A 21,336-nucleotide genomic window follows, 5' to 3' on the forward strand; every position below is an offset into this window, starting at 1 on the left:
CGATATTATGCCAGAAGCTACATGTTCCAAAACCTGATGTAGCCTTAAAGGCAGCTATTCAGACATCTCTCACGTCGAGCATAAACAAAGTTCCTGCATTATATTTGCGCCCTGCAGGCATACTCCTTGAACGCAACGGCCATTAAAAGGCAGAGTTCGAGACCGGATGTGGCGGGACTAAGATAATGCTTGCATCTTTATTTTTTGGTGTCAGAGACAATAACCCAAAACTGACATCCATAGGTTGTTATAAGCATTTATGCTTTTACTCTGTTCATCAAAAAAAATAGTACCGGAAGGTGCCCGAGTGCTGCCTCCCCCTGTCGCCTGAGGACCCACCCCAAACGATGTCAACACTACCGCCAGACGCTCTGTCTGGCAGACGATAGGGGCCAGGATGATACCAAAAGCTTTACGCCTGCTTGCCGTGGACGTTAACACGCCCTGGCGGCTGGAAGCGGTTTCATATAGGGCTCTGACAGTAGGTTTCACTCACCAAGTACAGGACAATCAAACGTGAGAAGGCTCCTTCAAATCAACCCGGTTATATATTACCAGCCAGATATAAATAGATGGGTTTCATCGAACCTCTTTCTCCATTCTCACAAAGGCAAAAAGCTAATGTATTGTTAACAAAGTAAACGGCTGGGAACAAACCATCCTCTCGATTCTCAAGGTATTTAATAAAATCTATTAGGGTAGCGTCAAAAAATACAAACCTCTTTACCTTTGCACTCTGCAAATATATATCCAGAAACGTTTTCCTGTAGATTTAAATCACAAACGGTAATTACTCCCTGCGGACAGGAGTATTGGCTCCATAAGGGACCATGAGAAGTCATATCTTTTTTTATATACGGCAGCCTAAAATTATCCATGATATCCTTTCTGATTTTCCGCCCCTTCTCCTGTTCTATTGCCGGACCCAAAAAATCTTTGAGTGTAGAAATTTGCGTTCTCATTGAACAATCCTATACGTTTTAGAATCAATTTCCGCTTGCACTGTGTTTCGTCCTTCAGCAATACCATTCCGTGCGCTGAAATACCTTATCAACCGGAACCGCAAATTGTAACGGTCTTTATAGCTGATAATCACTGTTAATGGCTTTTAAGCTCTATCCCTTCACAACCCGGGCCAGATGCTCGATTTATCGCTTTTTAAGGCATTACCTTGCGTTGGTACTTATAGATTGTGATTATTGTTGCATATACTCTTTTAGCATTCCCACTTGCAGTTTTATTTTTTCAACCGACTCTTTTCATGCTTTTGTATCCATTCTCGTAAAGTGAAATATAGAAATTATCACAGGCCATCATTATACGCAGTTGCGTTAATATTATTCAAAAATGTACATCTGCCTGCATATATTCACCTTTGTAAGCCTCAAGTTAAATAAATTTCAGTAATGAATTACGCATCCATTTTCAGTTAGCATATTTATAAAAACATCATAATAGTCTGTATCTGCTGGGCTAATACTTTTCAAAAAATGCGCAGTTTGCTCAACATCTTTTAACGTTACACTGACATTATTAATCACCAATCCAGAGAGGCAATCATAAAAACTATCAAACCCTTTTCCCATATAGCCTCTAAATCCGAAAAATGACTCACCAAGCATACAGAAAAAATCTTCATAACAATAAACATCCTTTATGGATAAAGTCGCCTCAATGATGCCATTGCCCGAAGGAGGAAAAACGCCCTGCCAGTAAAGACATGAATTAAGCCATAACTCTTTTATTTCTTTTGCTCTGGTCTTCTTCCAGTTTAGGATTTCATGTTCCCGGACCCAACTATTTAAGACCATGATAAGAGGTAAATCTGGTATTTCAATTACTCTAATAACCAAGTTAATATTTTGCCTATTATTATCTTGTGTAAGCTCACTCAACAAATCACCTTCGAACTCGTACACACATATGTCATTAATAAAGTACCCTATCGAAATTGAATCTCCTTTTCTTGCATCAAACCCATCTTCCCAGAAGGAAGAAATATCACTTAATCTGATCAAAATAAAATTATCACCCGCCCCTTCTAAGCAAGAGGCCATCACAGACGAGGCCTGTAATGAAAGCTCGTTGTTAATATAAATATTATATTTGTCATTCATCATTAATAATCTCTTTAGTTACTTTATACCCTTGATAATTCACTGTTCCCAGGGCATCAGGAGTGCATCTGTTTATAGTAACTCTTATTCATCACGTACCATAGACTCGCCCTGGCAGCATGATCTTGTGCCATCGCGCCTGAACTTGTCTGCAAGTCGAGTGGTTGTCAGATGGGGTAAGGCAGAAGCTGCCGGAATCTTCTCAGCAGTCCAAAGGGGATGCATTGTGCTGATGGTGACTGCAACGAGGTACGGGAGCTGTTCAATCAGCTTTATCAACGAAACAGATGGTTCAAGGTATTAAGAACTTGCCGTTTAGCGTACTGACCCAGAGTTGCACAATAAAAAAGCCGCCACGATTTATGCCTTATTCGGCTATTGCTTGAATATCGAAAATAACTTCCAGACCCTTTTCTATTTCAGTAGCTTCGCTTCTATCGACTTTTATGTTGATTGTTTTTTGATTTATCCCGATAAATAATGCTTTCATCAATAAGGGCTAATGAAAATATATCATTGCCAATTATATATTTTTTCAGTATTAAGCCCAAAGATCTGAGCATCTGCTTCTATATAAAAAAGTGAGGCGCTCTTCTATTTATCGCGACACAACACCGGGTGTGAGGAATGACTTTATCATAATAAAAAAGACCTTAACAAGAAAAAGTCATCACCGTTATCGTCATTGCCAATGTCAATGTCAATTCTGACAGGCATATACACTTCATTCATCTCATCTTATACCTTTTAAATGCTTTATCTCATTTACGAACAGGAATCAAAACGTCAATTTGAAACCTATAAGTAAGGTCAGTAAATTTTCATAAAAAATAAAAATCGCCTGTCTCCAAATTCTTAGCCATATTTCAATGCTATGTTTACAGTAGTCACATACAGGCAGACCTTCAATAGTAAAAAGATTATACCAAAATCTCTGGGCGCACGTTCTGTCCGATTTGAGCCAGTAGATATTTACTATCTTATTGTTGTTTTTTTATAAAGAGGTAAAATATTCAGTGAAATGTCCACCTTTTATCGATACGAATAGATCGTGCCCTATAATTACATAACCGACCTTATCCTTTCTTCCGTCTATAGCCTCATAAAAACCGGGAGTTATAGTGGAACTTTCCTCATAAAAAGATAAACCTGATGAGTTATCAGAGAAATAGAAATCACTAACAGAACGAAAATTAATATGCACAATCCTATACCCGGCATTATTATAATCTTCATCAGGAATATCATCCTGAGAAACCAAGTTATTTTTGGACACATATTCATTTAAGTCTTTATTTCTAGCGTCTTCACCCATGAACACCATAAAGTAAACCTCTAACCCATCATCATCATACTTGAAAAATGGCTCAGTAACGCTTTCCATCTTCCAGGATGATTTTACCATCTTAAGAGTATTTTTCATTTTACCAGCCTTATAATATCTCAAATGCTGCTATATTCTGCCCAGGTAGTTGGAATAGAAGATCCCGGCATAATATACACATCCCCCCGAGATCGTATTGGCCTTGTACTAAGCGTTCTAATAAAGTAGTGGTAAGGGGGACTTCATGTAAAATTGTTAGCCTCTCATCCACAGTAGAAAGTACAGCCAGCTTTCTATGACTTTCAGCTACTTCCTGAACTTTTTCTGAAGAGATAACGTGGCGAGCGTGCTTATCATACCGGCTGACCAGGAGGAATGTATAAAGCCGTTAGAAGCGCGAGATGTTGCGGATAGCGCGCCTTAACGCGTTTAAGTTGAACCGTTCCCATGACCTTTTTCTTCCTGGTGCCTGACCCTATTTAAGTGTTTTTGTGCATATTGGCGGATTAACTTATTATCAGCGTTAGCTAATAATTCCATTTTTTCAATAGCATTTTGATCTTGTATTTTCTCTAGCGCCCTTATGCATTTATTCGCCAGTACGAAATCCTCGTCATAATCCCTGTAATCAAGATTGAGCAACGCAGCTTCATAGAGATGGTTCACGCTGGAAGGCTGCTTATAATACGCTAACAATCTTACGACCTCTTCATGTTTCTGATGCCAGGGATCAGTCACAAGCTGATTTAATATGTCGACATCGTAGTAACAATAATTCACTACTGCGCTGAGGTAAAGAAGAAGGTCAACCAGCTCTGCATCTTCGGCTTCTCGCGCAATGGTTAACTCTTTGCATAGGTCTACGTTTCCAGAGCAATCACCAAACTGGCACATAAAATCAGAGATATTAAGTTGATTCATCATTAACTTTAGAATCAAACTTTTTTTGATTGCCAGCAACTCCATCACTCCGGATCCTTATATACCAAACTATGCGTTTTGAGGTTGTGATCTTTTATATATTTGCTTTCCCACTCATCGTAACCGTCAGGTACAGCATAACTAAAGCCCTTTTCAAAATACCGTTCACCATGAGCAGTAATCATAGCCCAATAATATTCCTCTTCATGTCCCAGTAAACAAGCTGCAAGGTAATTTTTGGGTGGCGCGGTAAGCATAGGCGTGCTATTAATTATAGACTTCGCCTCAGCTTCTGATATTTTACCATAAGCGATAATTATCCCTTTGATAAGACAAACAAAAGTGTAGAAATTAACTATTACGGATTCGCCTGGATTATCTTCATTTATGAAAAGCAAACCATCTCTCAAAAGTTCCTTGTCCATTTTATATACCTCTTTTTTAATTAGCAAAGATGATACGCAATGCCTTTCTAAAACACCCCGTAAGACATATATTCAAAATATCGAACCCATCTTTTATTTCTACAGCATGTCTTATCTTTTACTTATCTTGCCGGAAAATATTCTTCAATATATTACATGAGAAACGTTCCATTGGCACCTAACAGCAAAAATGATGAATCTGAGCAAAAAAAATCATTAATCAAGGCATTACAGAAGTACTCACCATCTGGATGGGAGATTTGGTCATTTAGTTGCACTATCAGAATATTTTCGAATAATCCCTTCAGCGCACCTATATCCGCTGGATATCTTGTATCTTAAGCCCCTGTGCGATTTTTGTGCCGCCCTAATATGTCGCCTCTTCTGAGTTTTTTAAATTATCTATGTAATATCTCCAGATGAGTAACAAAGCCTTCTATTTCTCCATCACATAGTTATATGTAGACCTCCCCATCATTAATAACACTGCCTATTAATAATCTTATCTAACAAAATAACTTTGTATACGAATTTTTTTGAAAAATTAACATCCTGTTAATTTCATGCCAGATGCTCTCTAGAGACTGATAAAAAAAATATAAAATCCAAAATGTACATTAACTTTTATTGAAGCGTCAAATCGCAATGTTCTTTAATGATTTCAATTATATCCCCTGAAGATAGCTTATATATCTCATTAGGAATGGTGTTATCTATAGCCTTAAAGGAAATTGAACTATCCTTCCAGATCACCCTCAAATTCTCAGTGTGTTTTTTTACTCCAATAAGGCAGTCCTCAAACGCATCGAGATTACTACCCATATAACCAAGCGTATTAAAAAAAGAATACCCGAATTCACAATAAAATGAGTAATAATCATGAATATACTTACCTTCTATTACTATGCAATCCTTTTCAATTTTGTTTCTTATGCCATTAGCGATGTAACATGCAGATATATATATCCTTTTGCTATTTCTTACCATATCTAACCAGATACGTTTGTCGTCTTTATTAATTACTTTCAATAAAGAGAGCGCACCGAACTCATACATGCTATTCATTACAACTAAATCTAAGTAAAATACGCCATCTCCTTTTATGACTTTATTTATAGTAAAGTCAAAGTCGAGCCGACTATCAAACCCTGAGAACTTCAGTGAGTACTCCTCAACGCCAGGCGATAACACTATATTTTCATTAGATAATCCCACCATAGCAAAGAGATATGAACTCCCAGCATGTGTAAAATCCTGACATTCTATAAGCTCTTTGCATTTAAATAATAAACCCTCTGACTCACTATAAATACTATACGGATAGTTCATCCCCCCTCCTTATCAAAAAAATCAAACATCGCCGATAATGATATAAAAAACAGGTTAATCAAGATTAGAACTACATCCTACTCTTGCTTTACTGCTTTAATGTTAATTGCTCATATCATTACTACCTCTAATGACCTCCTGTTCTTTAGCTTCTTTCCTACCTGCATGCTACCTCATATTTGAAGTATTTATGTCTTCCATGCCCACCATCAAGAGACATACCACCATAATTTTTATAGCAAATGAAGATCTTTATCCTTTTCGATAATGTGATTTTGATTACACCAGAAAAAATTCACACCTTCAAATGACTTATGAATTATGCAATTGACGTTTTACCCATAAGACCCCAGCCCAGAAATTAGATGAATCAGATATAAAATTGACAATCTCTTTGCCATTTGAAAAATAAGTTACAGGACAATACTCATCACCACTTAATGGTTTAAAACTCGTCAAAACATCACACTGTAACTGTAGAGAAAGCACTTGGGAAATAAAATCAATGTATGCAGGAAAATAATTACTTTCAACAGAAGTGGCTGATGTGCCAAAGTCAACTTCATAGATAAAAAACACATTGCTTAATATTTCAATATATTTTGAATTTTCATCGGGGCTTATGCTACTTGCCTCAATACGCTTTTTATATTCATTAACATCAAAATAATCATACTCCATGATAGTAAAGTCAACATCAGTCGCCCCTAATAGATTAGCTATTTTTTCTCTTAACACTTCTTTATTTTTATAACTGATAAGAATGCTTGATTTAGTGATCACGCTTAAATTCTCCCAAAAGTATCCAATACTGTTTGCTTTATTACTTCTATACTAACATCACTGTTCTAGAGGTTAAGGCCGTAAAAAAATCATAAAATTGTTAGAGCGTATTTTTAGAATTGAACTCTCTATTACTTGAACAATATTATTGTCACCACTTGACGTATGAATAACGAGATGCAGGAATTGCGCGAAAATCTATACCGGGGTTATGTAGTAAATGAGGCACATGTTGGTTTAGTGGATTAAATGGAGAATATATAATAAAAAACCGGGAAGAATTAATTGTTTTCCCTCCTTTTATTGCAAGGTACTAACTACCCCTCCTGTAAAAAACATCTTCTTTTGATATCTCACCCAATTTTAACAATCGGTAATCTTTTAATGAGGAATGATTAGCTGTGCTGTATGAATCTATCCATTCCTCCGATCGCCCATCATCCTCCCATAAACAAACTGGACATACATCGTATTGCCCTCGTTGTGGTAGAGTTAAATAACCACAGCAGGGACACTTATTAAGCTCGGGCTCATCACCTAAAATTACAAACTCGCAATTAAAGCGTTTTTTCAGGAAGGAAAGTAGATATTCATTTGATACACCAAAAAAGATAACATCAGCATGGGAATCAATAAGAAAATCCTGAACTTCATCATTATATATACTTTCATACATAATAGGTTCACCAGATTCCTTATCATTATACTCTGCAAATAAAAGGCTATCTATATCCACCTTAGACAATAAAGCCACTTGGTATATAGAGAATATTTTGAGTGCTGATCTTCTTGTCATTACAGTCATATTTACACCACATCAGATGGAGACAGAGCTTTTTTTATAAAGCCACATCAATTATATTAGTAAATGGATATTTTTACACATTCAGGTTATACCTTATAGAATTGTGCTGCATTTATCGTCTGACTTTCTGTTATCTGAACCCGGCGAACGTGAACCGGAAGGATCGTCGTGACCGCTTCCATCTATTAGCATCAATAGAGAGTCATTTAATAAAACACAATAAAATTGCGGGTTCCAACCCTTTGAACTGATATTTATAGTTAACAAACTCCACAATATATATTATAGAATCTTTTAATTCTATATTAGCTCGAGAGAAGTTTTTTATATTTAAAGATAAATAACCACTTTGACTGACACTTATTTTCGTCATCCCTTCATCCGGATATCTAATACCAAACATACAATCAATGACAGCATCCATATTATGTGCAAAAAAATCAGGAAAACCAAGATGAAAGGCTAATTCATCATAGAGGTCGTCAATAGTCTTTATAGACGAGAAATTTAAAGTAATAGACTGTTCTACTTGCATTATCCCCACCCTTTTAGCTCAATCTCAACAAAAGAATAATAATGATCATAATTGTAGTAAGCTCGCCCTGTTTTGCTATTAACGAATATTCTTTGTGCTCCATTGGTAGCTATATCTGGCGTTTGCGCCGCCCATTCTTTATATTGACCACTACCTGAATTTAAACGCTGAATATCAGGATTTCCCATAGTATAGGAATCACGGAAAGGAATTCCATCATGAGAATAACGGGGTTATTCAATTTAATTCTATCTACGATGCTTTGAAGTTCACGCATATCTCTTTTTGCCATGCCGTGATCCCATTTATCTTTAATTGAAGCATGAAGTTGCTTCGGATTTCTGGCAAAAAGGGAACATTTTAGGCACAGCTGATCGATCCAAATTGAAGGGTTTGGCCTGTAAGCGTAGTTATTACCCCCTCCAGCCCTGGCGGGGACATCTGCGTGTAGTAGCGGAAGGTGTTGTAGTGTTGGCCCGTTTCGCGGTCCAGGTTTCGGCCCTGAAAGCACAGTTCTGCGTGGAGTCTCAGTAACCGGCATGCTTTCACGCAGGCTACCGCAGGGCGGCGGAGGCTCCGCGCCAGACGGTATTGCCGTCATATCGATCACGCTGTCTGGTAGACCGTGCAGCTCCATGTGACGAAAGATTTTCGCGTGCTCGTCCTGGCTGTCGACGCGCCAGCTGCTTGTAGCGCTATTTGGCTCTGATGTTTTCCCCGTCAACTTCGATTTCACAAGACCTGGGCGGGTTTGCTCATTTTAGCTGAAGCGCTTGCCACACATCAGACTGCCGCCACAACCTCCTGTCAGGAGCTGTTAATCATGGCTGAAGGAATACTACGCCTAAAGTCGACTATGCCACAGCCCGCAACCGGGACCGCACAGTTAAGTACAGACAGGTGTTATTACCCTTTAACCTGAGCGTGGCTTAATTGAAAAACATGCCGCTTTGTTGCGGATTTGAGTTATTAAAAACGAGTGACCAAGAAAACGGAAGGCGGGAAGCGCGATCTATCCCCATGCAGTATCGCTCTCTACTGCCGGTGACAAAAGTTGTAGCCTGTATTTATCCTTCATGCGCCCATATTCCATACACTTAACGTAAGCGCTAGATATGCAATAGGCGAAGATGTATTGAGACTTAATTTTAGGACGAGAAAAACAAAAAGCCTCTGTATTAACAGAGGCTTGGTAGATAATTATTACAAACAGTACAGCTAAATCCTAGAATGGGATATCGTCGTCGAAATCCATCGGCGGTTCGTTGTTAGACGGTGCCGGGGCTGACTGCTGCGGGCGAGACTGCGCGCCGCCGCTGAACTGGTTGTTGTTGCCCTGCGGCTGCTGAGGTTGACCCCAACCGCCCTGCTGCTGACCACCACCTGCCGGTGCGCCGCCGCCCTGGCGACCGCCCAGCATCTGCATGGTGCCGCCAACATTCACCACCACTTCGGTCGTGTACTTTTCCTGGCCGGACTGATCGGTCCATTTGCGGGTGCGCAGCTGGCCTTCGATATAGACCTGAGAGCCTTTACGCAGATACTCACCGGCGACTTCCGCCAGCTTGCCGAACAGCACAACGCGGTGCCACTCGGTCTGCTCTTTCATCTCGCCGGTCGCTTTATCACGCCACGATTCGGACGTAGCCAGCGTAATGTTGGCAACTGCGCCACCACTCGGCATATAGCGTACTTCCGGGTCCTGGCCCAGATTACCGACGAGAATAACCTTGTTTACGCCTCTGCTGGCCATGATCGTGTCTCCTGAAAACGTTTCGTAGTAGTGTAAACGCGCGAGTGTACCATTTCCACGTAGCATTTTGATAGCTGCGAAGCAGGTTCCAGACATCATCCGCGAAGTGCGTATTTTACACACTTACGCGGAAGTTGCATTCCTATACTGTATATTCATTCAGGTTAATTTGTGTCATAATTAGCCGTTTGTGATCGCCGGTTGTCCTTCAAACACACCGGGCATTACGTGTTCCACCGGGTAAAAGGTGAATGGATTGGATAAGATAGAAGTACGGGGCGCGCGCACCCATAATCTCAAAAACATCAACCTCGTCATCCCTCGCGACAAACTGATTGTTGTCACCGGGCTGTCGGGTTCGGGTAAATCCTCGCTGGCTTTCGATACGCTCTATGCAGAAGGGCAGCGTCGCTACGTCGAATCGCTCTCTGCGTATGCCCGCCAGTTCCTGTCGTTGATGGAAAAACCGGACGTTGACCACATTGAAGGTCTCTCGCCTGCCATCTCTATTGAACAGAAGTCGACATCGCATAACCCGCGTTCCACCGTCGGCACCATAACCGAAATTCACGATTACCTGCGCCTGCTCTACGCACGCGTTGGCGAGCCGCGCTGCCCGGATCACGGCGTGCCGCTGGCAGCGCAAACCGTCAGCCAGATGGTGGATAACGTGCTCTCGCAGCCGGAAGGCAAGCGCCTGATGCTGCTGGCTCCGGTGATCAAAGAGCGTAAAGGCGAGCACACCAAAACTCTCGAAAACCTGGCAGGTCAGGGCTATATCCGCGCCCGTATTGACGGCGAAGTGTGCGATCTCTCCGATCCGCCGAGCCTTGAGCTGCAAAAGAAACACACCATTGAAGTAGTGATTGACCGCTTCAAAGTGCGCGACGATCTCACGCAGCGCCTGGCAGAATCCTTTGAAACCGCGCTGGAACTCTCCGGCGGTACGGCGATTGTGGCCGATATGGATGAGCCAGACGCCGAAGAGCTGCTCTTCTCGGCGAACTTCGCCTGCCCAATTTGCGGCTACAGCATGCGCGAACTGGAGCCGCGTCTCTTCTCGTTCAACAACCCGGCGGGCGCTTGCCCGACCTGCGACGGTCTTGGCGTCCAGCAATATTTTGACCCTGACCGTGTGATTCAGAACCCGGAGTTGTCGCTGGCCGGCGGCGCGATCCGCGGCTGGGATCGCCGTAACTTCTACTATTTCCAGATGCTGAAGTCGCTCTCTGAGCACTATAAATTCGACGTCGAAGCGCCGTGGGAAAGCCTCAGCGCCAACGTGCAGAAAGTGATTCTGGCAGGCTCCGGCAAAGAGTCGATTGAGTTCAAATATATGAACGATCGTGGCGACACCTCCGTGCGCCGTCATCCGTTTGAAGGCGTGCTGCACAATATGGAACGCCGCTACAAAGAGACCGAATCGAGCGCGGTACGCGAAGAGCTGGCGAAATTTATCAGCAACCGTCCGTGCGCCACCTGCGAAGGGACGCGTCTGCGTCGCGAAGCGCGCCACGTTTACGTTGAAGATACGCCGTTGCCGACCATCTCTGATATGAGCATCGGCCATGCGATGGACTTCTTCACCAACCTCAAACTTTCCGGTCAACGTGCAAAAATCGCTGAAAAAGTGCTCAAAGAGATTGGCGATCGTCTGAAATTTCTCGTTAACGTCGGTCTGAACTACCTGACGCTTTCCCGCTCGGCAGAGACCCTCTCCGGCGGTGAAGCGCAGCGTATTCGTCTGGCAAGCCAGATTGGCGCAGGCCTGGTCGGCGTAATGTACGTCCTCGATGAGCCTTCTATCGGCCTGCACCAGCGCGATAACGAACGTCTGCTCGGCACCCTTGTGCACCTGCGCAACCTCGGTAATACGGTAATTGTGGTTGAGCATGACGAAGACGCTATCCGCGCAGCGGATCACGTGATCGATATCGGCCCTGGCGCCGGTGTGCATGGCGGCCAGGTGGTCGCGGAAGGCCCGCTGGAGGCGATCATGGCGGTGCCGGAGTCCCTCACCGGGCAGTTCATGAGCGGCAAACGCAAAATCGAAGTGCCGAAAGAGCGCGTGAAAGCCGATCCGCAGCGCGTGCTGAAACTGAGCGGCGCGCGTGGCAACAACCTGAAGGATGTAACGCTGACGCTGCCGGTGGGACTCTTCACCTGCGTCACCGGCGTTTCCGGCTCTGGTAAGTCGACGCTGATTAACGATACGCTCTTCCCGCTCGCCCAGCGCCAGCTTAACGGCGCGACGATTGCCGAACCGGCTCCGTACCGCGACATTCAGGGTCTCGAGCACTTCGACAAAGTGATCGATATCGACCAGAGCCCGATTGGCCGTACGCCGCGCTCCAACCCGGCAACCTACACCGGCGTCTTTACGCCAGTGCGTGAACTCTTCGCCGGCGTGCCGGAGTCCCGTTCACGCGGCTATACGCCGGGGCGCTTCAGCTTTAACGTCCGCGGCGGGCGCTGCGAAGCGTGCCAGGGTGATGGCGTCATCAAAGTCGAGATGCACTTCCTGCCGGATATCTACGTGCCGTGCGATCAGTGCAAAGGCAAGCGCTATAACCGCGAAACGCTGGAGATTAAATACAAGGGCAAGACCATCCACGAAGTGCTGGATATGACCATTGAAGAAGCACGTGAATTCTTTGATGCGGTTCCGGCGCTGGCGCGTAAGCTGCAAACGCTGATGGATGTCGGCCTGACCTATATTCGTCTCGGCCAGTCGGCGACCACCCTTTCTGGCGGTGAGGCCCAGCGCGTGAAACTGGCGCGTGAACTGTCAAAACGCGGCACCGGTCAGACGCTCTATATTCTCGATGAGCCGACCACCGGTCTGCACTTTGCGGATATTCAGCAGCTGCTTGAGGTGCTGCATCAGCTGCGCGATCAGGGCAACACCATCGTGGTGATTGAACACAACCTCGACGTGGTGAAAACCGCAGACTGGATTGTCGATCTGGGCCCGGAAGGCGGTAGCGGCGGCGGGGAGATCCTCGTCTCCGGCACGCCGGAAACCGTCGCCGAATGCGAAGCATCGCACACGGCACGGTTCCTGAAACCGCTGCTCAACTAGTCAGACGGAGAGCTGTTGCCGGACACCCTCCGGTACCAGCTCCATCGCCTGCTGATACGAGGCGTCCACCAGGTAGTAGATTTGCGAATCCGGCAGGGTGCCGTCCAGATAGACCGTGCTCCAGTGCGCCTTATTCAAATGGCGGCTGGGGCGCACATCGCTGTGCTGATCGCGCAGCAGCTCCGCCAGCGCCGGGCTGGTTTTCAGCGAGACCGCCGGGCGATCTTCTACCTCTTTCACCATGGCAAACAGCACGTCGGCGACCTTAATCTGCGTCGCTTTCCAGTCGCTGTGCACGCTCTGCTCCGCGCCGGGCTTGGCCATGCAATATTGCAGTAACTCCGAAATTGTCATCGTTTATTCCCCTTGTAGTGTCGCGATAATCCGCCGCGAACCGCCGTGGATGCGATGCTCTCCCAGCCAGATCCCCTGCCATGTCCCCAGCAACACGCGCCCATTTTGCACGGGCAGCATCAGCGACACGCCAAGCGTCGAGGATTTGATATGCGCAGGCATATCATCTGGCCCTTCGTAATCATGCTCATAGGGGGCATTGTCCGGCACAGCACGTAAAAAGTGGTGCTCCATATCCTGGCGCACCGTGGGATCGCAATTTTCATTCAGGGTGAGAGAAGCGGACGTGTGCTGAAGCAGCAGGTGCAACAAACCGGTTTTCACGCTCTTAAGCGCCGTAATCTGCCCGATAACCTCATCGGTGACCAGGTGGAAGCCGCGCGATTTCTGGCTAAGCGTAAGCGTCTGTTGATGCCACATAAACTGCTCCTTATCAAAAATGAACCTCTGTAAGTGTGCAGCATGTGGCCAAAAGGGGAAACCCGACGCCCTTTTTTTATCTAAAAAAGGGCGATCGATTAGTAATCAGAGTCGACAATCACCTCTTCACCAAACGCACCGGCCTGCGGCAGCGGTTGATAGGTGGAGTTCGCGGCGCGCAGCACGCGGATTGGCCGCGCTTCGCTTTCACGCGCGGCGGTAATGTCACCATCTGAGTCGCCGTAGTAGATACGGATCTTTTTATCCTTCAGCCACTGCACTTTGTTGTTCTGGCCAGGCTGATCGCCGGCAAAAATCACCGGGTTCATATTAGCGGCGGGAATATGAAAATCATCCTGCAAAGTTTTACTCACCGTCTCGGTTTTGGTCTGGCTGCGGCCGGTGATAAAGAAAATGGTGTCGCCGCGTTTAACGTGCATAGCGATCAGCTGACGCGCGACCTCTTTGGGAATGCTGAACTCATCCCAGCCGTTATTCATCTTTTCCCAGAATTCCGGGTTGTGCAGATAGGCATCGCTATCCGGAGACCAGGTTTTCTTGCCGCGCCAGAAGCCGGGGCTGGAGAAGAGCACGGTATCGTCGATATCAAACCCTACCGCCATCGGCGGGCGTTCAACCAGCGAGCTTTCAATTTGCGCCACGGAAACCCAGTGTACCGCCGCCTGCTCAGAGAGTTTTGCAACGTTAGTGCCCGTTGCAACCGGCGTCGGCGCAGAGGCGTAAACCGCCGCGCTGCTAAAGGCCGCCCACAGGCAGAGCGCGCCGAGCACGTGTCTGAACTTTTGCATAATTTTCCCTGCTTATCAGTGCTTTGTTTTTTATAAAAGAGGTGAATAGTCTGAAACCTGAGTGACCATAACCGCAGCGCGGGGTGAAACAAAGTCTTTTCTGGCAAATCCGCCAGCTTTGGTGGGTCACCCTCTGCCGCTTCGCAGAGGGTGAAAAGAGAAGTAAGTGAATACTTACATCACTGCCGCGAAGGCCTGCGCCACGCGGTGAACGTTGCGGTTGTTCAGCCCGGCGACGCAGATGCGACCGCTGGAAACGAGGTAGATGCCAAACTCTTCGCGCAGACGATCTACCTGCGCGGCGCTCAGCCCGGTATAACTGAACATGCCGCGCTGCTTGAGCAGATAGGTGAAATCGCCTGTCGGCATCGCAGCGCTCAGTGCATCAACCAGCGTCTGGCGCATCGCCTTAATGCGGGTACGCATCGCTTCCACTTCCGCCAGCCACGACGCTTTTAGCCCGGCGTCGTTCAACACGGTCGCCACCAGCTGTGCGCCAAAGTTCGGCGGGCTGGAGTAGTTGCGGCGCACGGTCGCTTTTAACTGCCCGAGCACGCGCCCGGCGGCATCGGCATCTTCACACACTACTGAGAGCCCGCCGACACGTTCGCCATAGAGAGAGAAGATTTTTGAGAAGGAGTTGCTGACGAGTGTTGGCAGCCCGGCGTGAGCAATCGCGCGGATCGCATAGGCATCCTCTTCCATTCCTGCGCCGAAGCCCTGATAAGCGATATCAAGGAACGGGATCAGCGTGCGGGCTTTCAGCACCTCAACCACCTCATCCCACTGTGCAGGCGTTAAGTCGGCACCAGTCGGGTTATGGCAGCAGGGGTGCAGCAGGACAATGCTCTGCTCAGGCAGCGTGTTTAATTTTTCGAGGAACGCAGCGAAACGTACGCCGTGGGTTTCGTTGTCATACCACGGGTAGGTAGCAACCTCGAAGCCCGCGCCTTCGAAAATCGCGATATGGTTTTCCCAGGTCGGATCGCTGACCCAGACGCCGGAGTTAGGGAAGTACCGTTTCAGAAAATCTGCGCCGACTTTCAGCGCGCCGGAGCCGCCGAGGGTCTGAATTGTGGCGACGCGCTGCTGCTCCAGCACCGTATGCCCGGCACCAAACAGCAGTGGCGCGATAGCCTGACGGTAGCTGTTAAGCCCCTCCATCGGCAGGTAGAGCGACGCGCCATGCGGCTGCGCATTGAGGCGCGCTTCAGCTTCCGCCACCGCCTGTAGACGCGGGATAGTGCTCTCTTCGTCGTAATAGAGCCCGATGCTGAGGTTAACTTTGTCGCTGCGGGGGTCCTCTTTGAACCGCTCCATCAATGAGAGGATCGGGTCGCCAGCATAGGCGTCAACTTTCTGAAACACGCGTGTATTCTCCAGGTTTACAGTGGGCGAAGCACCACAATAAACCGGAAGCCGGAGAAGGTCGAGGGGGCAGTAAAACGAAGAGGAAATAAGGGCTAGCGGCCCAGAGCAGCCCGCACTTGCGCGACGCGCGCAGCCACCGGCCCGCTGACACGAATAAACGGCACGCCGCGTTTGGTCAACTGTTCGCGATACCAGGCTTGCTGGCGCTGGCGAAAGGTTTCATCCTGGCGGGTGCCATCCTGCACAAACGGGAAGTCATCCTCACATAACACCACCAGGTGATAGTGCCGCTCTGCCAGCGCGTAGAGCGCCGCTGGTGCTTTGCCAAACATTGTCAGCGTATAAAAGAGCGTGGTCAGCGGCGAGGTATCGCATACCAGCCAGCGCACCGTAGGCGTGCTCTCTTCCCGTTGCACTTGGGTTTGTGCAATCGCCAGCATATCCTCATACACCAGCTCGCCGCCCTGCTCCTCCCAGCGTTCGCGGCCATACTCCGCCACATACGCCGTTCCCAGCGCGTCAGCCAGCGCAGCACTGAGGGTGCTTTTGCCGGTCGATTCGCCGCCGAGCAGGCAGATGCGCTGAACAAAGTCGTGATAGACCGGTGGGGCCAGCATCTGCCGCCAGCGGTGGACATCGCTGCGGATCAGCGTCCCGGAGGGCGCATCCTCACCCTGCCCGCGCGTCAGCCGCACATGCGTCACCGGGCGGGAAAAGCGTTCGCTCAGCACGCGGGCGAAACCGTCGCCGTACGCTTCCGCCGTAAAGACCGCGTCAGGCTGGCAGCCCAGCACCTGCAAACAGAGATCCGCAACATAGTGACGATGCAGATCGCCCTCGGCGTCGTTATGCGGCAGTGGGCCTAAACCCAGCGCGGCAGCGCGCGCGGGCGTCAGTACCAGGATTTCACACTGCGGAAACCGCGCCCGCAGCCAGCGTTCGCGCTTTTCCGGCTCGCAGCCCGGCAGTTCAGGGACGGAGTAGCTGATGAGCCACAGGCGTTCGCACTGCGCCAGCGCGGTGTTGATTAACCGTTCATGGCCGCAGTGCAGCGGCGCGAATTTGCCGACAATCAGACCGCTGGCGAAGGGTTTCATTGCTTAACCAGCGCCTTGCGCCACTGGTAAAGGCCATGCCAGGCATTACACCAGAAGATCAGGTAAAGCCCGGCGGTCAGCCACAGGTCGCGCGCAGCATAGAGCGGCACGGCGATAGTGTTGACCAGCAGCCAGAAGTACCAGCTCTCCAGCCGCCGTCCTATCAGCATAAACTGCGCAAGGATGCTGAAGACCATAATCGCCGAGTCCAGCCACGGCGACCAGGCGTTGGTAAAACGGTGCAGCAGCCAGGCATAGCCGCCCGCGACAATCAGCGCACCCACCAGCAACAGGGCAATATGTTGCAGCGGCGTTTTGCGCACTGCCAGCTGATGACCGTGATTGCCCTTTAGCCAGTTGATCCACCCGGCAATGCTGCTGACGATAAAGAAGAGTTGCAGGGTGACATCCGCGTAAAGCTGCACGGAGTAGAAGACCCAGCCGTAGAGCACGCAGCCGATAATGCCCGTCCACCATGTATGCACATTGTTGCGCGCGGCAAGCCACACGGAGAGGGCGTAAGCCAGGCAGGCGGTGATTTCCATCGGCGACACGGGGCGTTCCTTTTAGTCGATATAGATAAGGGTCGCTCTTGAGGTCAGGCGCGTAATAAGTTCGTAAGCACTCACATTTGTTGCCTGCGCGATGCGCTCAACGGGTAAGCCTTCGCCCCACAGCACCACGCGATCGCCGGGTTTATCCTGCGCTTCTGGCCCCAGATCGACACAAATCATATCCATCGCCACGCGCCCCACAATCGGCACTTCGCGCCCGTTGATTAACACCGGTGTACCGGAGGGTGCCGCGCGTGGATAGCCGTCGCCGTAGCCCATCGCCACTACGCCTAAACGGGTGTCGCGCGCACTCTGCCAGGTGCCCCCATAGCCGACCGGTTCACCCGCCGCATGCTGGCGTACGGCAATCAGCTGCGAGGTGAGCGTCATTACCGGCTGGAAGCCAAAGTCGCTGCCCCACGGCTTATGGTCGAGCGGCGAAACGCCGTAGAGAATGATGCCCGGGCGCACCCAGTCGAAGTGGGATTGCGGCCACAGCAGCGTGCCGCCCGAGGCGGCAATCGAGCGCATGCCCGGCTTGCCTTCGGTAAAGGTGGTAAAGAGATCGAGCTGGCGCTCGGTCGCGCCGCAGTCTGGCTCATCCGCACGGGCAAAGTGGCTGACGATGTTCACCGGCTGGCGTACATTTTTGCACTGGCTCAGGCGGGCGTAGAAAGCTTCCGCTTCGTGGGGATGTACGCCCAGGCGATGCATGCCGGTATCGAGCTTCATCCAGACATCCACCGGCGCGCTCAGGGTGGTGGCTTCAAGGGCTTCAAGCTGTTCGACGCTGTGGATCACCGTATGCAGCTGATGCTCAGCCACCAACGTTAAATCGCTGGCGGCAAAGAAGCCTTCGAGTAACAGAATCGGTTGAGTAATGCCCCCTGCGCGCAGTTGCAGGGCCTCTTCAAGACGGGAGACGCCGAAAGCATCGGCATCGGGGAGCGTTCGCGCGGTCTCGAGAAGACCGTGTCCATAAGCGTTCGCTTTCACGACCGCAACCAGTCGGCTGGCGGGAGCCAGTTCGCGCAGACGTTGCAGATTGTGTCGCAGAGCGCGGCGGTTAACTACTACGGTTGCCGCTTGCATGTTTTTCCTCAAAACAATTTTGTCGATCGTTCGTGTGCAGGTGCCTTGAAGGCACCTGCGGCGCGAAGAGTAACGAAACGTTATTCGTCGTCGTATTGTGGCCCGGCATAGTTATCGAAGCGTGACCACTGCCCATTGAATGTCAGACGTACCGTGCCGATAGGACCGTTACGCTGCTTACCAATAATGATTTCAGCGATGCCTTTTAAGTCGCTGTTTTCGTGATAAACCTCATCACGATAGATAAACATGATTAAGTCGGCATCCTGTTCGATAGAGCCCGATTCACGCAGGTCGGAGTTGACCGGGCGCTTATCGGCGCGCTGCTCCAGCGAGCGGTTAAGCTGCGACAGCGCTACCACCGGCACCTGCAACTCTTTCGCCAGCGCTTTCAGCGAGCGGGAGATCTCGGCAATTTCCAGCGTACGGTTATCCGACAGCGACGGCACGCGCATCAGCTGGAGATAGTCGATCATAATCAGGCCGATACCGCCATGCTCGCGGGCGATTCGCCGCGCACGAGAGCGCACTTCCGTCGGCGTCAGGCCGGAGGAGTCATCGATATAGATATTCCGTTTTTCCAGCAGAATGCCCATCGTGCCGGAGATGCGCGCCCAATCCTCATCGTCGAGCTGCCCGGTACGAATACGGGTCTGATCGACGCGCGACAGCGACGCGAGGGAACGCATCATAATCTGCTCGGAGGGCATCTCGAGACTGAAGATCAGCACCGGCTTATCCTGCAACATCGCCGCATTTTCGACGAGGTTCATCGCAAACGTCGTCTTACCCATTGAGGGGCGTGCCGCGACGATAATCAGATCCGACGGCTGCAAACCGGCGGTCTTTTTGTTCAGATCGTCATAACCGGTATTTACGCCGGTCACACCGTCATGGGGCTGCTGGAACAGCAGTTCAATACGCGCCACCGTCGCCTCGAGCACATCGGCGATGTTCTTCGGCCCTTCATCTTTATTGGCACGGCTTTCGGCGATTTTAAACACGCGCGACTCAGCCAGATCGAGCAGATCTTCACTGCTGCGGCCCTGCGGATCGAAACCGGCATTGGCGATCTCATTCGCTACCGCGATCATCTCGCGCACTACCGCACGTTCACGCACGATATCGGCGTAAGCGCTAATGTTCGCCGCACTTGGCGTGTTTTTTGACAGCTCAGCGAGATAAGCGAAGCCGCCAACGATATCGAGCTGGCCCTGCTGCTCCAGTGATTCGGCGAGGGTGATCAGGTCGATGGGTTTGCCCATCTCCTGCAGGCGGTGCATTTCCGTAAAGATATGGCGGTGCTGGCGAGTATAAAAATCCTCGGAGACCACGCGCTCAGCGACGTCATCCCAGCGCTCATTATCCAGCATTAAACCGCCCAACACCGACTGCTCCGCTTCGATCGAATGCGGAGGCACTTTCATCCCCTCAAGCTTGTGGTCGCGGGGCTCAGTCTGTTTGTTGAAGGGTTTATTTCCTGCCATAGTGAATGGAGTTATCCGGGTAATGAATGGGTTGAGAGATTATCACAGATCAGGAGGAAGCATGGCGACAAGAATCGAGTTTCAACAGCACGGCGGCCCTGAAGTCTTAAAAGCGGTAGAGTTCACGCCCGTCGAACCGGCAGAAAATGAGGTGCAGGTCGAGAATAAAGCCATCGGCATTAACTACATCGACACCTACATTCGCAGCGGACTCTATCCGCCGCCGGGCTTGCCAAGTGGGCTGGGAACCGAAGCCGCCGGTGTGGTAAGCAAAGTGGGCGCTGGCGTCACGGATGTGCAGGTTGGCGACCGCGTGGTCTACGCCCAGTCCGGGCTGGGCGCATACAGCTCCGTGCATAATGTCCCCGCCGATAAAGTCGCCGTCCTGCCCAACGCCATCTCCTTTGAACAAGCCGCTGCCTCCTTCCTCAAAGGGCTGACCGTTTTCTATCTGCTGCGCAAAACCTATGAAGTGAAGCCCAATGAGATGTTCCTGTTTCACGCTGCGGCGGGCGGCGTTGGCCTGATCGCCTGCCAGTGGGCAAAAGCGCTCGGCGCAAAACTGATTGGCACCGTCGGCTCGGCGCAAAAAGCGCAGCGCGCCCAGCAGGCGGGCGCCTGGCAGGTGATCAACTACAGTGAAGAGAGCGTAGTTGAGCGAGTGAAAGAGCTGACTGGCGGTAAAAAAGTGAGCGTGGTGTACGACTCCGTCGGTAAAGATACCTGGGAGACCTCCCTCGACTGCCTGCGCCGTCGCGGCCTGATGGTCAGCTTCGGCAACTCCTCCGGGCCGGTGACCGGCGTCAATCTGGGCATTCTCAACCAGAAGGGATCGCTCTATGCCACCCGCCCTTCGCTGAACGGCTATATCACCACGCGCGAAGAGTTGCAGGAGGCAAGCAATGAGCTCTTTTCGCTGATCGCCAGCGGCGTGATTAAAGTCGAGGTTGCTGAGAGCCAGAAGTTTGCGCTTGCCGATGCGCAGCGCGCCCATGAAGCGCTGGAGAGCCGGGCGACTCAGGGATCAAGCCTGCTGATTCCATAAGTAATGGTGCAGAAAGAATTAGGGCTTCCCGCA

At 49.3% G+C, this 21,336-nt stretch carries 21 protein-coding genes; 2 read left to right on the plus strand and 19 right to left on the minus strand.

Annotated features, from left to right (window positions below; all coding sequences use genetic code 11):
* Positions 1-704: 704 nt before the first annotated feature.
* From HF650_RS22560 to ssb1, 11 genes are all read right to left on the minus strand, one after another.
* The gene (locus HF650_RS22560) at positions 705-962 is read right to left on the minus strand and encodes a hypothetical protein (protein ID WP_187800438.1); all 258 of its coding nucleotides are present in this window, start codon (positions 960-962) and stop codon (positions 705-707) included.
* Between the two features lie 438 nt (positions 963-1,400).
* On the minus strand, positions 1,401-2,120 hold the full coding sequence (locus HF650_RS22565; RefSeq protein WP_187800439.1) for a barstar family protein: 720 nt from the start codon (positions 2,118-2,120) through the stop codon (positions 1,401-1,403).
* Positions 2,121-3,111: 991 nt separating this feature from the next.
* Positions 3,112-3,540: a hypothetical protein gene (locus tag HF650_RS22570; RefSeq protein WP_187800440.1), complete on the minus strand. Its 429-nt coding sequence runs from the start codon at positions 3,538-3,540 to the stop codon at positions 3,112-3,114.
* Positions 3,541-3,870: 330 nt separating this feature from the next.
* A complete protein-coding gene (locus HF650_RS22575; protein ID WP_223284347.1) occupies positions 3,871-4,407 on the minus strand; it encodes a hypothetical protein in 537 nt (178 codons plus the stop codon).
* On the minus strand, positions 4,407-4,787 hold the full coding sequence (locus HF650_RS22580; RefSeq protein ID WP_187800441.1) for a hypothetical protein: 381 nt from the start codon (positions 4,785-4,787) through the stop codon (positions 4,407-4,409). Before HF650_RS22580 ends, HF650_RS22575 begins: the two co-directional genes overlap by 1 nt.
* 624 nt (positions 4,788-5,411) lie before the next feature.
* Entirely contained in the window at positions 5,412-6,116 is a 705-nt protein-coding gene (locus tag HF650_RS22585) for a barstar family protein (RefSeq protein WP_187800442.1), read from the minus strand.
* 312 nt (positions 6,117-6,428) lie between these two features.
* Positions 6,429-6,899 carry a hypothetical protein gene (locus tag HF650_RS22590; RefSeq protein WP_187800443.1) on the minus strand — a complete coding sequence of 157 codons (471 nt, stop codon included), beginning with the start codon at positions 6,897-6,899 and terminating at the stop codon, positions 6,429-6,431.
* Positions 6,900-7,212: 313 nt separating this feature from the next.
* Positions 7,213-7,704 (minus strand): CPCC family cysteine-rich protein, encoded by a 492-nt coding sequence (locus HF650_RS22595; protein WP_187800444.1) that lies wholly within the window; start codon positions 7,702-7,704, stop codon positions 7,213-7,215.
* 202 nt (positions 7,705-7,906) lie between these two features.
* Complete coding sequence (locus tag HF650_RS22600; protein ID WP_187800445.1) at positions 7,907-8,239, minus strand: barstar family protein; 333 nt, start codon at positions 8,237-8,239, stop codon at positions 7,907-7,909.
* The gene (locus tag HF650_RS22605; RefSeq protein ID WP_187800446.1) at positions 8,239-8,427 is read right to left on the minus strand and encodes a ribonuclease domain-containing protein; all 189 of its coding nucleotides are present in this window, start codon (positions 8,425-8,427) and stop codon (positions 8,239-8,241) included. Before HF650_RS22605 ends, HF650_RS22600 begins: the two co-directional genes overlap by 1 nt.
* A gap of 1,037 nt (positions 8,428-9,464) precedes the next feature.
* Positions 9,465-9,992 carry a single-stranded DNA-binding protein SSB1 gene (gene ssb1, locus HF650_RS22610; RefSeq protein WP_187800447.1) on the minus strand — a complete coding sequence of 176 codons (528 nt, stop codon included), beginning with the start codon at positions 9,990-9,992 and terminating at the stop codon, positions 9,465-9,467.
* 256 nt (positions 9,993-10,248) lie between these two features.
* Between ssb1 and uvrA the strand changes: the two genes are divergently transcribed.
* Positions 10,249-13,074: an excinuclease ABC subunit UvrA gene (gene uvrA / locus HF650_RS22615; RefSeq protein ID WP_187800448.1), complete on the plus strand. Its 2,826-nt coding sequence runs from the start codon at positions 10,249-10,251 to the stop codon at positions 13,072-13,074.
* Here uvrA and HF650_RS22620 read toward each other — a convergent pair whose 3' ends face one another.
* The 8 genes from HF650_RS22620 to dnaB form a co-directional block, all read right to left on the minus strand.
* Positions 13,075-13,428, minus strand: a complete 354-nt coding sequence (locus tag HF650_RS22620; protein ID WP_187800449.1) for an MmcQ/YjbR family DNA-binding protein — start codon at positions 13,426-13,428, stop codon at positions 13,075-13,077. It abuts the gene before it with no gap.
* Between the two features lie 3 nt (positions 13,429-13,431).
* On the minus strand, positions 13,432-13,848 hold the full coding sequence (locus tag HF650_RS22625) for a secondary thiamine-phosphate synthase enzyme YjbQ (protein WP_187800450.1): 417 nt from the start codon (positions 13,846-13,848) through the stop codon (positions 13,432-13,434).
* A gap of 98 nt (positions 13,849-13,946) precedes the next feature.
* Positions 13,947-14,657, minus strand: a complete 711-nt coding sequence (gene aphA / locus HF650_RS22630; RefSeq protein ID WP_187800451.1) for an acid phosphatase AphA — start codon at positions 14,655-14,657, stop codon at positions 13,947-13,949.
* Between the two features lie 174 nt (positions 14,658-14,831).
* Complete coding sequence (gene tyrB / locus HF650_RS22635) at positions 14,832-16,025, minus strand: aromatic amino acid transaminase (protein WP_187800452.1); 1,194 nt, start codon at positions 16,023-16,025, stop codon at positions 14,832-14,834.
* 95 nt (positions 16,026-16,120) lie between these two features.
* On the minus strand, positions 16,121-17,125 hold the full coding sequence (locus tag HF650_RS22640; protein WP_187800453.1) for an AAA family ATPase: 1,005 nt from the start codon (positions 17,123-17,125) through the stop codon (positions 16,121-16,123).
* The gene (gene pnuC / locus HF650_RS22645; protein ID WP_187800454.1) at positions 17,122-17,679 is read right to left on the minus strand and encodes a nicotinamide riboside transporter PnuC; all 558 of its coding nucleotides are present in this window, start codon (positions 17,677-17,679) and stop codon (positions 17,122-17,124) included. Before pnuC ends, HF650_RS22640 begins: the two co-directional genes overlap by 4 nt.
* A gap of 12 nt (positions 17,680-17,691) precedes the next feature.
* Entirely contained in the window at positions 17,692-18,771 is a 1,080-nt protein-coding gene (gene alr / locus HF650_RS22650) for an alanine racemase (RefSeq protein ID WP_187800455.1), read from the minus strand.
* Positions 18,772-18,851: 80 nt separating this feature from the next.
* The gene (gene dnaB / locus HF650_RS22655) at positions 18,852-20,258 is read right to left on the minus strand and encodes a replicative DNA helicase (protein ID WP_023478500.1); all 1,407 of its coding nucleotides are present in this window, start codon (positions 20,256-20,258) and stop codon (positions 18,852-18,854) included.
* Positions 20,259-20,319: 61 nt separating this feature from the next.
* Between dnaB and HF650_RS22660 the strand changes: the two genes are divergently transcribed.
* Entirely contained in the window at positions 20,320-21,303 is a 984-nt protein-coding gene (locus HF650_RS22660; protein ID WP_187800456.1) for a quinone oxidoreductase, read from the plus strand.
* Positions 21,304-21,336: the final 33 nt, after the last annotated feature.

This window comes from Kosakonia sp. SMBL-WEM22 (assembly GCF_014490785.1).
Lineage (GTDB): Bacteria > Pseudomonadota > Gammaproteobacteria > Enterobacterales > Enterobacteriaceae > Kosakonia.

Bases quoted from the DNA above. Each gene is read 5' to 3' on its own strand.
- HF650_RS22560 (WP_187800438.1), bottom strand. From the start codon at position 962: ATGAGAACGCAAATTTCTACACTCAAAGATTTTTTGGGTCCGGCAATA.
- HF650_RS22565 (WP_187800439.1), bottom strand. From the start codon at position 2,120: ATGATGAATGACAAATATAATATTTATATTAACAACGAGCTTTCATTA.
- HF650_RS22570 (WP_187800440.1), bottom strand. From the start codon at position 3,540: ATGAAAAATACTCTTAAGATGGTAAAATCATCCTGGAAGATGGAAAGC.
- HF650_RS22575 (WP_223284347.1), bottom strand. From the start codon at position 4,407: ATGGAGTTGCTGGCAATCAAAAAAAGTTTGATTCTAAAGTTAATGATG.
- HF650_RS22580 (WP_187800441.1), bottom strand. From the start codon at position 4,787: ATGGACAAGGAACTTTTGAGAGATGGTTTGCTTTTCATAAATGAAGAT.
- HF650_RS22585 (WP_187800442.1), bottom strand. From the start codon at position 6,116: ATGAACTATCCGTATAGTATTTATAGTGAGTCAGAGGGTTTATTATTT.
- HF650_RS22595 (WP_187800444.1), bottom strand. From the start codon at position 7,704: ATGACTGTAATGACAAGAAGATCAGCACTCAAAATATTCTCTATATAC.
- HF650_RS22600 (WP_187800445.1), bottom strand. From the start codon at position 8,239: ATGCAAGTAGAACAGTCTATTACTTTAAATTTCTCGTCTATAAAGACT.
- HF650_RS22605 (WP_187800446.1), bottom strand. From the start codon at position 8,427: ATGGGAAATCCTGATATTCAGCGTTTAAATTCAGGTAGTGGTCAATAT.
- ssb1 (WP_187800447.1), bottom strand. From the start codon at position 9,992: ATGGCCAGCAGAGGCGTAAACAAGGTTATTCTCGTCGGTAATCTGGGC.
- HF650_RS22620 (WP_187800449.1), bottom strand. From the start codon at position 13,428: ATGACAATTTCGGAGTTACTGCAATATTGCATGGCCAAGCCCGGCGCG.
- HF650_RS22625 (WP_187800450.1), bottom strand. From the start codon at position 13,848: ATGTGGCATCAACAGACGCTTACGCTTAGCCAGAAATCGCGCGGCTTC.
- aphA (WP_187800451.1), bottom strand. From the start codon at position 14,657: ATGCAAAAGTTCAGACACGTGCTCGGCGCGCTCTGCCTGTGGGCGGCC.
- HF650_RS22640 (WP_187800453.1), bottom strand. From the start codon at position 17,125: ATGAAACCCTTCGCCAGCGGTCTGATTGTCGGCAAATTCGCGCCGCTG.
- alr (WP_187800455.1), bottom strand. From the start codon at position 18,771: ATGCAAGCGGCAACCGTAGTAGTTAACCGCCGCGCTCTGCGACACAAT.
- dnaB (WP_023478500.1), bottom strand. From the start codon at position 20,258: ATGGCAGGAAATAAACCCTTCAACAAACAGACTGAGCCCCGCGACCAC.
- HF650_RS22660 (WP_187800456.1), top strand. From the start codon at position 20,320: ATGGCGACAAGAATCGAGTTTCAACAGCACGGCGGCCCTGAAGTCTTA.